The sequence below is a fragment of the Streptomyces sp. NPDC015130 genome (genome assembly GCF_043080005.1).
Taxonomy (GTDB): Bacteria; Actinomycetota; Actinomycetes; order Streptomycetales; family Streptomycetaceae; genus Streptomyces.
Genome location: NZ_JBIBVC010000032.1, coordinates 1 through 13,855, shown reverse-complemented (window position 1 = coordinate 13,855; position 13,855 = coordinate 1). Strand labels below are relative to the sequence as shown.

Below are 13,855 nucleotides of genomic sequence, written 5' to 3'. Positions count from 1 at the left end.
GGCGGCCGAGCTCGACAAGCCGCTTTCCCGCAAGCTTTGACTGGTGCCCTTCCGCCTCGACCAGGGGGTCACGAACCGGGGACGGCCGACGCCCGCTGACGGCGCCTCCTGGCGCGCCGCAGCTCGTCCGTGCCCCACACCAGCACCGGGAACGTCGCGACGAGCAGGACGACGTCCAGTGGGAGGGCGGCCGTGCCGAAGAGACGCTGGAGCGGGGGCGCGTAGACGAGGGCGGCCGTGAACGCGAGTTCGAAGGCGATGCCGGCGAGCAGCAGGGGATTCGAGAACACTCCGATGTCGCGCAGCGCCGCGTGGTCGGTGCGGGCCGCGAGCGCCGTGCCGACCTGGCAGGTGACGATGCCGGCGAAGGTGGCCGTGGTGGCCGTCACGTAGGCCTGGTGCAAGGGGCTGCCGGTACCCGTGGGGTCTCCCGGCTGCCAGCCCGCGCGCCACAGCACGTAGAAGTAGCCCGCCATGACGAGGACCGCCGACGTGAGCCCCAGGTATCCCCAGCTCCGTACGAGCATGTCGCGGGAGATCACGCCCTGGTGCCGCGGCCGCGGGGGCCGCTGCATGACGCCGGGCTCAGAACGTTCCCTGCCGAGAGCGAGGGCGGGCAGGGTCTCGGTGCCGAGGTCGATGGCGAGGATCTGCAGCACGGTCAGGGGGAGCGGTACCGCGCCGGCGGACAGCGCGAAGACGAGGAAGGGAACGATCTCCGGAGTCGCGTGGGCGAAGATGTAGACGATGAACTTGCGCACGTTGTCGTAGACGCGGCGCCCGGCTTCGACCGCGGTCACGATGGTCGCGAAGTCGTCGTCGGTGAGCACCATCGCGGCGGCCTCCCGGGCCACGTCGGTGCCGGAGCGCCCCATGGCCACCCCTATGTGGGCGCGGTGCAGCGCGGGGGCGTCGTTGACGCCGTCACCCGTCATGGCGACGATCCGGCCGTGCTCCCGCAGCGTGTCGGCCACTTTGAGCTTCGTCTCGGGCGAGGAGCGGGCGAAGACGATCTCGGCGTCGCCTTCCACGAGGAGCCGGTCCAGCTGGTCGTCGCCCAGTGACTCCGACGCCGCGACCACGTGCAGTCGGGGCACCCCGATCCCGACCTCCCGCGCGACGGCCGCGGCGGTGGCGCCGTTGTCGCCCGTGACGACGTGCACCCGGATCCCGGCCTCGTGGCAGCGGCGCACGGCGTCCGCCACCTCGGGGCGTGGCGGGTCGTACAGCCCGAGGAGCCCGAGCAGGGTCAACCCCGACTCCGCGTCCTGGCGGCGTGACGGCAGCTCCGCGCCGCTCGGCACGTCGCGTACGGCGACGGCCAGGACGCGCATGCCGTCCCGGGCCAGCTCGTCGGCGGCGGCGCGGGCCGAGTCCGCCGCGGTTCCGGGCAGGAGGCGGTCCAGCACCGCCTCGGGCGCTCCCTTGACGACGATCCGCGTGGGGCCCGGCGTCTCCCCTCTCTGCCGCTCCCCGCCCCGTGTCTCCCCACCCTGCACGACCGACATCAGGCGGAGCCGCGGATCGAAGCGGAACAGCGCCCGCCGTCCCGCGTCGCGCCGACCCAGGTCCAGCGGAGCCCCGTGGTCGGCCGCGCCGGCGACAAGGGCGGCCTCGGTGGGGTCGCCGTGCAGTTCGCCGTCGGCTTCTCGCGTGACGGTGGTGCACAGGGCGCCCGCCGTCGCCAACTCCTCCGCCCAGGGGCCCGGCTCCGACCCGTGGCCGACCGTCCACAGCGCCCTGAGACGCATGCTGTTGCGGGTGAGTGTGCCGGTCTTGTCCGTGCAGATGACGCTCGTGGAGCCGAGGGTCTCCACGGCGCTGAGCCGTTTGACCAACGCACCCCGGCGGGCCAGGGCGCGGACGCCGACGGCCAGGGCCAGGGTGATGGTCGGAAGGAGTCCCTCGGGGACGTTGGCGACGAGGAGCCCGATGGCGAACGTCAGGGAGTCGGCGACCGGAAGCCCGACCGCCACCCCGAGGACGAGAAAGACGACGCCCATGCCGGTCGCGACGCCGGCGATGAGCCACGCGACCCGCTTGACCTGCCGTTCCAGAGGGCTCGCCTCGCGCCGCGTCCGCTGGCTGAGTGCGGCGATCCGACCGAGTTCGGTGTGGTTTCCGGTGGCGAACACGATCGCCCGGGCCTGCCCCTCGACACAGGTCGTCCCGCTGAAGACGAGGTTCGGCTCCTCAAGCAGCGGGGCGCCGAGGACACCGGCCGAGGCGATCCGTTCGGCCGGCACGGACTCGCCCGTGAGCATCGACAGGTCGACCTCGACCCCACCCTCGGCGACGTGCGCGTCAGCGGGTATCTTGTCGCCCTCCTCCAGAAGGATCAGGTCGCCCGGTACGAGGTCACGGGCCTCCACGACGTGAGGCTGCCCGTCGCGTACGGCGAGGGCGTGCTCGGGCAGATAGCGGGCGAGTGTCTCCACCGCCCGCTCCGCCTGGCGTTCCTGGAGCAGGGCGAAAGCCGCGTTGACGGCGATGACCGCGAGGATCGCCCAACCGAGGACCGCCAGGTCCGCGACGAAGGCGAGGGCGGCGGCGGCCCACAGCAACAGGGCCAGGGGGTGGACCAGCTGCCCGACCAGCTCGCGCACGAAGGAGGAGCGCACCCTTCGCCGTACCTCGTTCGGTCCGTGGACGGCGAGGCGCCGGGCCGCCTCGCGGGCCGAGAGACCGTCCGGCCCCGTGGCGAGTTCACGACGCAGCCGGGGCAGCGGTTCACTGGGGTCGAAGGGCAGCGCCTGGGTGGCGGAAGCGGTCCGCTCAGGGCCGGCGCGGCTGCCGACACGGTCAGTCATCGTCGTCCCCCGCACCGCTGCCCCGGCGGAGTCGACCGGACCATACGGGTTCCACCTGCTCCCACTCGCGTTCCCAGGCCGCGAACCGGTGACCTTCGGTCCGCCGCCGTACGAGGAGGACCACGGCGGCGCCTGTCACCCCGGTGACGCCTGCCGCCGCCACACCGCCCGACAACGAGGTCAGGGCGCGGTCGGCGGCGCTGCCGGGGGGCCGAGCGGGTGACCCCGCGTCGTCCACCCAGATCGTCACGGCGCGTCCCTCCGGTGTCCGGGACGGGACGTGGATGCTGCCGGACCGACGGACGTTCTCGGGCTGCTCCCACACGGCCGGCGCGACGGCCTGCAGCTTGGAGCCGTACCGGGTGGCGACGGGCGGGTCCTTCGCCGGCCCGGTGGTGGTCGCGGTCACCTGATGCCGGTGCACGGCGAGTTCACGGTCGGCCTTGGAGCCCGCCGACCACAGGCTCCCGGCAGCCACGGCACCACAGATCACGGCGATCAACAGCACGAGGAGCAGGGCGGCGCGTCCCGGGGGTCTCGTTGGCGGGGTGGCTCCGCTCCCCGACTCCTGGTGGAGCATGCCGCACCTCCCGTTGGGGTGGCCTCGCCGACCTGTCGGAGGCCCCTTCAGTGGGTGGCGTCGAGTTCTGTTCCGATGTGATGGGCCCAGGCCCGGATCCGCTCCGGATTGCGGAAGTCGCCGCCCTTGCCCCGGCGCACCATGGCCCGCGCGACCGGACCCGACGTCTCGGCGGTCACGGCGCCACCGAAGGTCATGTGCTCACGGGCACCGAGTTTCTCCATCCGCCGGGCGACTCCCCGTACGGGCGGGATGTCGTGCTGTTCCGCGGAACTGTCGACGGGACCGCTGCTGAACAGCCAGAGCGGCCGGTGCCTGAGCTGTTCGGCGTTGCGCCGGGCGCACCGTCGAGCCTTGCCGGTCCAGTGCCCGGCGTAGAGGGCGCCGCCGAGGACGACGCCGTCGTATCCGCTGACGTCGGTGACGGTCTCGGCGGGCAGGACGACGGCGTCGAAGCCGTCGTCCCGGAGCGTCCGGCCGATCTCCTCGGCGATTCCGGCGGTCGCGCCGGCTTTGCTGCCGTAGGCGATCAGGACACGTTTGGCGTTCATGATTCCGCGCCCTCGGCCGATCCTCCGACCCGCTTCACCGGAATGGTCCGGACGGACGTCGTGTCCTCCTCGTCGGGCATCGGGATGCGGACCGTGAGGACGCCGTCCGCGTACGTCGCTTCGACCTGGTCGGCGGGGATGGGAGCCGGGAGGCGCACGGTCCTGCGGAAGGATCCGTAGCGGAACTCCGAGTGCTCCTTGTCCTCCTTGCTCTCGCTGTGCTCCGCACTCACCGTGAGGAGGTTGTCGTCGACGGTGATGGCGACGTCGTCGTCCGGGTCCATGCCCGGCAGTTCGGCTCGCAGCACGTACACGCCGTCACCGCTGGTCAACTCGACCGGGATGGAGTGGGCGGCCGTCGCGGGTCGCCATCCGGGCAGCCCGGGGAACTCCCGGTTGAACCAGTCGTTGAAGTCGGGGAAGAGGCTGTGCCTGCGTTCCACCTTGCCTCCGGCCATTGTTCTGCTCCTCGTGTACGGGGCCCAGGACGGTCGCCGTGGACCCGAGTAGGTACGGACAGGCGGCGGGTCGGGTGGCGAAGCCCGGTCCGCCTCCGTAACCCACACTTCCACCCGCGAAGTCGTGTGGCGCAGTGTCCAAGGGGGCTGAAGGGCAGGGCCGAACGGGCCGCATCAGGAGGGGGCCGCCCGGCCCATGGCGCCACAGCGCCGGTGCGGTCAGCGGCAGACCTCCTCGACGAAACGGCCCACCCGTTCCTCCGGCAGGTGCCGCGCCAGGTCCGCCTCACTGATCATGCCGACCATGCGGTGGTCGTCGATCACGGGCACGCGGCGGACACGGTGGTCCTGCATCGTGCGGAGCACCACTTCGCTGTCGGCACCCGCGTCCACGGTGACCGGCTTGCCCTGGGCGAGGTCCCCGGCTGTCATGCGGTGAGGGTCCTTGCCCTTGGCAAGGCACTTCACCACGATGTCCCGGTCGGTGATGATGCCGTGCAGCCGGTCGTCCGGCCCGCAGATGGGCAGCGCGCCGACATCCAGTTCGCTCATACGGCGTGCGGCATCCATCAGGCTCTCGTTCTCCTGCACGCAGCTCGCACCGGCATGCATGATGTCCCGTGCGGTCGTCATGGTCGCGTCCTTCCTGTCCGGCCCCCCTGCTCATGATCCAGCCCATCCGCCATGGGTTCAGAGAAAGAGCGCCGACACCCTGACGGTGTGAACCGGGCGCCGGGAACGTCCCATCGCCCCCTCTGCGGGCGGCCGGTGGTTCCTGGTCCGACCGGGCAGCGCGTCTCCCATGGGCGCCCGTCGACCGCGCCGGGCCGGCAGCCCGTTGCCCCCGACGACGCGATGTCGTGCCTTCCTCGGCATGGTCACTCCTCCGTTCGTCCGGTGCCGTTCTCGAACGTCGTCTCCGCGCGGGCCACGTGCCCCTTGACCGCTGCGAAGCTGTCCGGTGCCACCGAGATCGAGTCGAGGCCCGCCTCGACCAGGATCGCGGTGAACGCCGGATCGTCGCTGGGCCGCTGCCCGCACAACCCGACCGGCCGGCCCGCCGCGTGGGCGCGGACGGCGAGGGTCTGGATGCTCCGGACGACGGCGGGGTCCCGCTCGTCGAAGACGTGGGCGAGAGCCTCGGAGTCGCGGTCGACGCCGAGGGTCAGCTGGGTGAGGTCGTTGCTGCCGATCGAGAATCCGTCGAAGCGTTCCGCGAACTCCCCGGCCAGGATGATGTTGGCCGGTATCTCCGCCATGACGTAGACCTGCAGGCCGTTCTCACCACGCACCAGTCCCTCGCTCGCCATCACCGCCAGTACGCGGTCGGCCTCGCCCAGGGTGCGGCAGAAGGGGATCATGACGACCACGTTGGTCAGCCCCATCCCGTCACGGACCCTGCGCAGTGCGCGGCATTCGAGGACGAAGCCCTCGCGGTAGCCGTCGCTGTAGTACCGGCTCGCGCCACGCCAACCGATCATGGGGTTCGCCTCGTCCGGTTCGAAGGGCCGGCCGCCGAGGAGCTTGGCGTACTCGTTGGTCTTGAAGTCGCTGGTGCGTACGACGACGGGCGCCGGCCAGCGCGAGGCCGCGATCCGGGCGATGCCGTGGGCCAGCAGGTCGACGAAGTAGTCACCCCGATCGAGGTAGCCCTCGGTGAGCCGCTCGACGACGTGCCGGTCGTGGGGGTCGAGCCGCTCCGGATGCAGCAGGGCCATGGGGTGGACCTTCACCTGGTGGGCGACGATGAACTCCAGGCGCGCCAGGCCCACTCCGTCCGCGGGAAGCCGCCACCAGCGGAACGCCGCTGAGGGATCGGCCAGGTTCAGCATCACCCGGGTTCGGGTGGCGGGCAGTTCCGCGAGATCGGTCCGGGACTCCTCGTACGGGAGCAGACCTTGGTAGACACGTCCGCTCCCTCCCTCGGCGCAGGAGACCGTGACGGATTGCCCGTCATGCAGGATCCGTGTCCCGTTCCCGGTTCCGACGACGGCGGGGACGCCGAGTTCGCGGCTGACGATGGCGGCGTGCGAGGTGCGACCCCCGTGGTCGGTGACGATGGCGGAGGCCCTCTTCATGACGGGTTCCCAGTCCGGGTCGGTGACGCCGGTGACGAGGACGCCGCCCTGGGGGAAGCGGTCGAGGTCGACGGGCGCGTCGAGCGCCACGACACGTCCCTCGCCGATGGCCTCGCCGACGGCGATGCCTTCGACGAGCGGTTCGCCCGGAGTACCGGTGAGCCGGCGGCGGGTGAGGGTGGTGGTGCGCCGACGCGACTGGACCGTCTCGGGGCGGGCCTGGACGATCCACAGCTCGCCGGTGAGGCCGTCCTTGGCCCATTCGATGTCCATGGGGCAGCCGTAGTGCTCCTCGACGGCCGCCGCCCAGTCGGCGAGTGTGCGGATCTCCGCGTCGTCGAGGACTCGCCGGTTCCGCTCACCGTCGGGTGTGTCGACCGTGCGGGTCAGGCCGGCGTCGGCGTACACGGCCTTCAACCGCTTGGCTCCGATCCGCACGTCGATGACGGGGTCGAGCGCCGGGTCCTTCATGCTCGGTTTGAACACCGTGTACTCGTCCGGGTCGACCTGGCCGCTGACGACGGTCTCCCCCAGCCCCCAGGCGGCGCTCACCACGATCACGTCCGGGAAGCCGCTCTCCGGGTCGAGGGTGAAGACGACTCCGGCGCCGGCGAGGTCGGAGCGGACCATGGCCTGGACGCCGATGGACAGGGCGACGGCGAGGTGGTCGAAGCCCATCCGCTCGCGGTAGTCGATCGCCCGGTCGGTGAACAGGGAGGCGTAGCAGCGCCTGCACGCCTCAAGGAGCGCGTCGGCGCCGCTGACGTTCAGGTACGTCTCCTGCTGCCCGGCGAAACTCGCTTCGGGCAGGTCCTCCGCCGTCGCACTGCTGCGCACCGCCACCTCCGGCGACTCCCGGCCGATCCCCTCGGCCAGCCGCTCGTACGCAGCGAGCACGGCATCCCGCAGGGGTACGGGCAACGGCTCCACGAGGAAGAGGGACCGGATGGCCGCCCCGACCTCGTCGAGCGGGGCGCCCGCGTGCAGTCTGTCGATCTGTGCCTCCACGCGACGGCGGAGGTCTCGGGAACCGAGCAGTTCCTCGTACGCTTCGGCAGTGGTGGCGAATCCCGGAGGGACGCGGATTCCCGCGCCCCCGAGCCGGGTGGTCATCTCGCCCAGTGAGGCGTTCTTGCCACCCGCTCGGCCGACATCGTGCCGCCCGAGTTCCGCGAACGGTACGACGTGTCGTATCGGTCCCATGGTCTCTTCCACGACTCTCGGGCCTCCTCAGTACGGCAGGGGCCTGCCGGACGGCGTGCGCAGGTCGAGGGGAGCGGGCTTGCGGGGATGGCCCGGCCGGGGGCTGATCCGTATGCGCTTCATGGTGCTCACCTCTCCACGGAACCGACCGATGGACCGGGGGCGTCCTCTCACCTCACCGTCCCGTGTCGAGGTGGTCGCGTCCCAGTGCCGAGCGGGGCAGCGGGCACGGGCCGGTCGGCCACACCGGAACGGGACCGGTCGGCCCGTGCCGGGTCGCCTGTCCGGCGCTCGCGTTGCGGGAGGGGGACGGTGACCAGCGGACACGGGGCACGGTGCAGCAGGCCGTGAACCGTCGAGCCCAGCCGCATGCCGGAGTAGCCGCCACGGCCTCGGCGGCCGACCACGAGTGAGAGGGATTCCTGGGATGCCAGGGCGAGTTGTTCGACCGGGTGTCCCCGCAGGACCTCTTGGGTCATGGCGACATCGGGATATCTCTCCGCCCAGCCCGCCACCGATTCGGCGAGCAGCCGACGCCGCTCGGCGAGGCCCTCTCCACCGTCGTCGTGGGCGAGGACGGACCGGGGCCAGACCCAGACGGCCCGCAGCCTTGCCGCGCGGAGGCTCGCCTCCTCGACGGCGAAGGCGACCGCGGCCCGTGAGGACTCGCTTCCGTCCACGCCGACGACGACGGTCGGCGGGTGCACGGCGGTGTGTTCAGGTGCGCGGACCACGACGACGGGACAGTCGGCCCGTGCTGTGAGCGGGACGACGACGGAGCTCTCGCTGAGCATCTCGGCGGGCCTGCCGAGACGGCGAGAGCTCACGACGACGAGTGCGGCGTGCTGTGCCATGTCGCGCAACACGGTCGCCGGCGCACCGTTCACGCGGTCCGTCGCGATCCGCAGATCGTCGCGCAGTTCCCGGACGAGGTCCTCCGCGTTGGCGATCGCCGACTCCGCGCGGATGCGCAGGGCGCTCTGGCGGGCGAGCGCGTCGTACCGCAGCCCGCCGTGGGCAGGCGGTACGGCGACGACCAGCCGGAGCACGAGTCCTCTTCGTGCGGCCTCGTCGGCGGCCCAGACGAGAGCGGGGACCGACAGCTCCTGGGGGTCGACACCGAGCAGTATCTCGTTCACGTCTCCTCGACCCTGGTGGCGAAGGCGGGTGGGACGATCTCCACCGGACAGTGGGCGTGGTGGACCAGGACGTGGGCGACTCTCCCCAGGGAGGGGCCCACGCCCAGGGCACGGTGTTGTCTGCCCATCACCAGCAGATCGGTGTGGGCACTCGCCTCCACCAGGGTCCCGGGTGTGCTCGTGCCCGTCTCGACGTGATGGCTGACGATCAGCTGGGGATAGAACTCACGTGCGAGGTCGGCGAGCGACTTGATCTCGTGCACGCGCTGCTGCGCGATCCCGTCTAGGTCGTCCAGCATGGTCGCGACGCTGCCGACGTGGGTGAGCAGGTTCCAGACGCTGACCAGCCGCAACGCCGCCTTGCGGGCGTCGGCCTCGGCGGCCGCGAGGAGCAGCCAGCCCAGATCCGAAGCACCGTGCACGGCTGCCGTCACCGAGGCCGACGCGGGACGGTCACCGTCACCACGGACCACGATCACGGGGACTTCGGCGCGGGCCGCCACGCCCAGACCGACTGATCCGAGCATGAGTGTGGAGAAGCCGCCGAGTCCCCGGTTGCCCACCACGATCGTGCCCCGGTGGCCGGCGGCCGCCCGGAGACCGGCGACCGGCTCCTGGCGGCTCAGTTCCTTGGTGACGGCGAGGTCCGGAAAGAGGTCACGGACCGCACTCGCGGTCTCGGTCAGCAGGTCGCGACCCGCTTCGCGTACCGCCTGGATCGTCTCCGCGTTGGAGAAGATCGCCCGGCGGTCGGTGTCGGCGGCGTGGACGAGATGCAGAGGCCTACCCCGTCGGTCCGCCTCCTCGGCGGCCCAGAGCACGGCCGCGCGTCCGGAGGGGGACCCGTCGACTCCCACGACGACGTTGCCGAGCTCCGGTCGGGTGGGGGTCTCGCTGGTCATGGTTCCTCCTCCGGGGAACACCCGAGGCTCGGGAGCGCGTCCCGAGAAGCGACACCTCCCACACTGGCATCGTGGTGGGCCTCCTCGGGATGGGCCGTTCGGCCCCGATCGTGACCTGCCCGGCCCTGCTGCCGGAAAGCGACGGGCACCAACCTGAAAGGTGAGATGTCCTGTCCGGTCCGGAGTCGGGGCGGGGCCGCGCGGAGAGGTTTCGACGAGGGAGGCACGCCATGTCAGCCCAGGTCACCGTCGGTCTCGACGGCTCTGCTGAAAGCCTCGCCGCCGCCCGTTGGGCCGCGGCGCAAGCAGTGCTCCGCGAAGTGCCCCTCAGGCTGGTGCACGTGGAGGAATGGCCGAGCATGCCGGAAGTACCCATGGCGTACGCCCGCACACGTGCCCACGACGAGCAGACCGCAAGGTTGATGCGGGAGGAGACGGACCGGGTGCGGAAGGACCATCCCGACCTCGAGGTCATCACGGAGTACGCGCACGGCCGGGCAGCCGAGGAACTGACGGCCGCCGCGAACGAGGCGGATCTGACAGCCCTGGGTTCGCGCGGGCTCGGCGGCGTCCGCGGCTTCCTCGTGGGCTCGGTCTCCCTCGCCGTCGTCGGCGCGGCCCGACAGCCGGTCGTCCTCGTACGCGCGACGGACGACCGGGAGGCTCCGGAAGGCGGCATCGTGGTGGGCGTCGACATCCACCACCCGTGCGAAGCCCTGCTCGCGTTCTCCTTCTCCGAAGCCGCCCGCAGGGGCACGCCTCTGCGATTCCTCCACAGCTGGACGCTTCCCGCCTCGTACGGCTACGCGGCCATCATGGACCCAGGGATCGGGGAGGAGCTCGGCAGCCACATCCTCGGGGGTCTCGACGACCTGCTGGAGCCTTGGCGGAAGCGGTACGCGGGCGTGGAGGTGGAGGCCAAGCCGGTGGTGGGCTCCCCCGCCTATCAGCTGGTAGAGGCATCCCAGACCGCGCAACTCGTGATCGTGGGACGCCGGAGCCGGAACGTCCCCCTCGGCCCGCACCTGGGCCATGTCGCCCACGCGGTCATCCACCACAGTCCCGCGCCGGTCGCCGTCGTCCCCTTGACGTGAGCGGACGGTGGCGACTCGGTCCTGGGCCACGCCCTGGTGGACCCCCTCCCGCTCGGCGCTCTACGGATGGCGGCGGTTGATGGACGGCGTGTAGCGGTCGGGAGCGGCATCGTAGGCGGTGGCGCAGTGGCTGGAGCAGAAGTGCAGTGGGCCTGCAGGGCTGTCCCGGTGTTCGGGTGCGGTCGTGGGGTCGACTTCCATGCCGCACACGGGGTCGACGGTCGTCTCGCTTCCGTTCAGACCGTCCTTACGCATCGTGTCGGTGGCGGTCTCGACTTCGGGCTGCATCGGTGGGCCGCCGGCTTCCGTCATGGGCGCGGGGCGCCAGCGGCGCAGGCGGGAGGCGTTGGTGACGACGGACAGCGAGGACAGGGCCATGGCCGCCGCGGCGATGATCGGGCTGAGGCGGATGCCCCACAGAGGATAGAGGGCTCCGGCCGCGAGAGGGATGCCGACGGCGTTGTAGACGAGGGCGAAGAACAGATTCTGCTTGATGTTGCGCATGGTCGCCTTCGAGAGGCGGATGGCGGTGACGACTCCGGCGAGGGATCCGGAGATGAGGGTGATGTCGGCGGATTCGATGGCGACGTCGGTGCCGGTTCCGATGGCGAGTCCGACGTCGGCCTGGGCGAGGGCGGGGGCGTCGTTGATGCCGTCGCCGACCATGGCGACGGTCCGGCCCTCGGCTTGGAGGCGGCGGATCTCGTCGGTCTTGTGCTCGGGCATCACCTCGGCCAGGACCCTGGAAATGCCGACCTGGGCGGCGATGGCGGCGGCGGTGCGGGCGTTGTCGCCGGTGAGCATGACGACCTCGGCGTCCAGCCGGCGCAGGGCCGCGATGGCCCGGGCCGAGTCGTCCTTGACGGTGTCGGCGACGGCGAGCACTCCGGCGGGATGGCCGTCGACCGCGGCCAGGACTGGTGTTTTGCCCTCGGCCGCGAGGGCCGCGGCTACGGCGTCGAGAAGGGAGGTGTCGACGCCGGTGTCGTGGAGGAGGCGGGTGGTGCCGACCATGACGGTGTGGCCGCCGGCCCTGGCGTGGACGCCCTTGCCGGTGACGGAGTAGAAGCCGGTCGCGGTCGGCGGCTGAAGGCCGCGGTCGCGGGCGCCGGAGACGATGGCCTGGGCGAGGGGGTGTTCGCTGTCGGTCTCGGCTGCGGCAACCAGCCGCAGGAGCTCGACTTCGTCGACTCCTTCGGCGGGGTGGATGTCGGTGAGGAGGGGCTTGCCGATGGTGACCGTGCCGGTCTTGTCGAGCACGACGGTGTCAAGTTTGTGGGCGGTCTCCAGGGCTTCGGCGGAGCGGATGAGGATGCCCGCCTGCGCGCCTTTGCCGGTGCCGACCATGACCGAGAGCGGGGTGGCCAGGCCGAGGGCACAAGGGCAGGCGATGATGAGGACGGCGACGGCGGAGACCAGGGCCAGGGTGAGTGCCGGTGCGGGTCCGATCGTGTACCAGAGAGCGAACGTCGCGATCGCGATGGCGATGACCGCCGGGACGAAGTAGGCGGAGATCGCGTCGGCGAGGCGCTGGATCGGGGCTTTGGACGCCTGGGCCTGCTGCACCAGCCGGATGATCTGGGCGAGCACGGTGTCCGCGCCGACCTTGGCCGCGCGTACCCGCAGGGAACCGGTGGTGTTGACGGTGGCGCCGATGACACCGTCGCCCGCGTGCTTCGTGACCGGCATCGGCTCGCCCGTCACCATCGACTCGTCCACGGCGGACGAGCCCGACAGGACTTCGGCGTCGACCGGGATCTTCTCCCCGGGGCGGATGACGATCTCGTCCCCGACGACCACGTCCTCGACGGGCACCTCGGTCTCGGTGCCGTCGCGCAGGACGCGAGCGGTACGGGCCTGGAGGCCGACCAGTGCGCGGATGGCCTCACCTGTGCCGGCCTTGGCGCGGGCCTCCAGAAGACGGCCCAGCAGGATCAGGGTCAGGATGACGCCGACCGCTTCGAAGTACACCTCCCGTACGTCCTCGGGAAGCAGCCCCGGAGCGAGGGTGACGACCAGGCTGAAGCCGTAGGCGGCGCTCGTGCCCAGGGTGATCAGGGAGTTCATGTCCGCCGACCGGTGGCGCAGCGCCAGCCAGCCGATCAAGTGCACAGGCCAGCCGGTGTAGAGCATCACCGGCGTGATCAGTGCGAGCTGGAACCAGTGATTCAGCATCCAGCCTGGCACCCAGTCGGCGCCGAACAGCTCGTGGGCCATCACGGAGAACAGCACCGGCGCGGTGAGCACCGCGCCCACGACGACGCGACGGGTCAGGTCCTTGATCTCCGCCTGACGCTCGGCGATGTCGGCCGCCTCCGCGTCCTCGGCCGACGTCTCTCCCGCGCTCGGCGCCGCTTCTCCGCCCGTCACCACACCCGGTGCCGGTGCTGCGCCGTCGGCGGGTTCGACGACAAGCGTCCCGTGGATCATGTTCATGCCGCAGGCGAACCCATAGGTGCCAGGCCGGTCAGGGCTCAGCCGCACGGTCGTGCGGGTGTGGGCGGGCAGGCCGGCCCCGACCCTGAGATCGGGGAACACGACGCGGGAAGTACATTCACCGGCCTCCTGCCTGTCGAAGACGAGCTCGACCGGTGTGCCCTGGCGGACCTTGATCAGGTTCGGGCTGTAGCCGCCCCGCACGGTCACGTCGACCCGCTGCACCCCGTCCTCCACGCGAACCGTTCCGGCCTTGCGCGGGCCGAAGAAGTACCGGCCCAGCACGGCGATGAGGCCGACGGCGACCACGACGACGATCACGTCCGCGACGGGCATGGCCACTCGCCTCCTCGCGCTCCCTGCTGTTCCAGCCTCCCGCGGAGCATCCACGTCGGCCACCTCAGCCAGGCACGACCTGAGGGCCACCTTGGTCGGTGAGCGCCGGCCTCAAGGGCATCCCGGGTCGACTCACGCACCGGCCGATCGGTGCAAACGGCCGGGTCCGGACGGCCCTAGATGAATGAGTCCGATTTCCGTGCTGGTCGCGACCATGGCGAAGGGCGCCCGTTGGTCAGTGTGTGAAGACAAACCTGGACGCCCTTCT

10 protein-coding genes are annotated in these 13,855 nt (G+C 71.3%); 1 reads left to right on the top strand and 9 read right to left on the bottom strand.

From position 1 onward, the window contains the following. Positions 1–68: 68 nt before the first annotated feature. The 8 genes from ACF08F_RS37230 to ACF08F_RS37195 form a co-directional block, all read right to left on the bottom strand. The gene (locus ACF08F_RS37230; RefSeq protein WP_392302991.1) at positions 69–2,810 is read right to left on the bottom strand and encodes a cation-translocating P-type ATPase; all 2,742 of its coding nucleotides are present in this window, start codon (positions 2,808–2,810) and stop codon (positions 69–71) included. After that, the gene (locus ACF08F_RS37225) at positions 2,803–3,390 is read right to left on the bottom strand and encodes a hypothetical protein (protein WP_392302990.1); all 588 of its coding nucleotides are present in this window, start codon (positions 3,388–3,390) and stop codon (positions 2,803–2,805) included. Before ACF08F_RS37225 ends, ACF08F_RS37230 begins: the two co-directional genes overlap by 8 nt. 47 nt (positions 3,391–3,437) lie before the next feature. Continuing rightward, a complete protein-coding gene (locus ACF08F_RS37220; protein WP_392302989.1) occupies positions 3,438–3,941 on the bottom strand; it encodes a flavodoxin domain-containing protein in 504 nt (167 codons plus the stop codon). Next, positions 3,938–4,399, bottom strand: a complete 462-nt coding sequence (locus ACF08F_RS37215; protein WP_392302988.1) for an Hsp20/alpha crystallin family protein — start codon at positions 4,397–4,399, stop codon at positions 3,938–3,940. Before ACF08F_RS37215 ends, ACF08F_RS37220 begins: the two co-directional genes overlap by 4 nt. A gap of 219 nt (positions 4,400–4,618) precedes the next feature. Beyond that, positions 4,619–5,032 carry a CBS domain-containing protein gene (locus ACF08F_RS37210; RefSeq protein WP_392302987.1) on the bottom strand — a complete coding sequence of 138 codons (414 nt, stop codon included), beginning with the start codon at positions 5,030–5,032 and terminating at the stop codon, positions 4,619–4,621. A 245-nt stretch (positions 5,033–5,277) separates the two neighbouring features. Continuing rightward, complete coding sequence (gene ppsA / locus ACF08F_RS37205; RefSeq protein ID WP_392302986.1) at positions 5,278–7,680, bottom strand: phosphoenolpyruvate synthase; 2,403 nt, start codon at positions 7,678–7,680, stop codon at positions 5,278–5,280. A 170-nt stretch (positions 7,681–7,850) separates the two neighbouring features. After that, on the bottom strand, positions 7,851–8,819 hold the full coding sequence (locus tag ACF08F_RS37200; protein WP_392302985.1) for a universal stress protein: 969 nt from the start codon (positions 8,817–8,819) through the stop codon (positions 7,851–7,853). Beyond that, positions 8,816–9,721, bottom strand: coding sequence for a universal stress protein (locus ACF08F_RS37195; protein WP_392302984.1), 906 nt, complete (start codon positions 9,719–9,721; stop codon positions 8,816–8,818). Before ACF08F_RS37195 ends, ACF08F_RS37200 begins: the two co-directional genes overlap by 4 nt. Positions 9,722–9,951: 230 nt before the next feature. Here ACF08F_RS37195 and ACF08F_RS37190 point away from each other — a divergent pair, with 230 nt between their 5' ends. Continuing rightward, complete coding sequence (locus ACF08F_RS37190) at positions 9,952–10,815, top strand: universal stress protein (RefSeq protein WP_392302983.1); 864 nt, start codon at positions 9,952–9,954, stop codon at positions 10,813–10,815. A gap of 60 nt (positions 10,816–10,875) precedes the next feature. Here ACF08F_RS37190 and ACF08F_RS37185 read toward each other — a convergent pair whose 3' ends face one another. Then, complete coding sequence (locus ACF08F_RS37185) at positions 10,876–13,587, bottom strand: heavy metal translocating P-type ATPase (protein ID WP_392302982.1); 2,712 nt, start codon at positions 13,585–13,587, stop codon at positions 10,876–10,878. Positions 13,588–13,855: the final 268 nt, after the last annotated feature.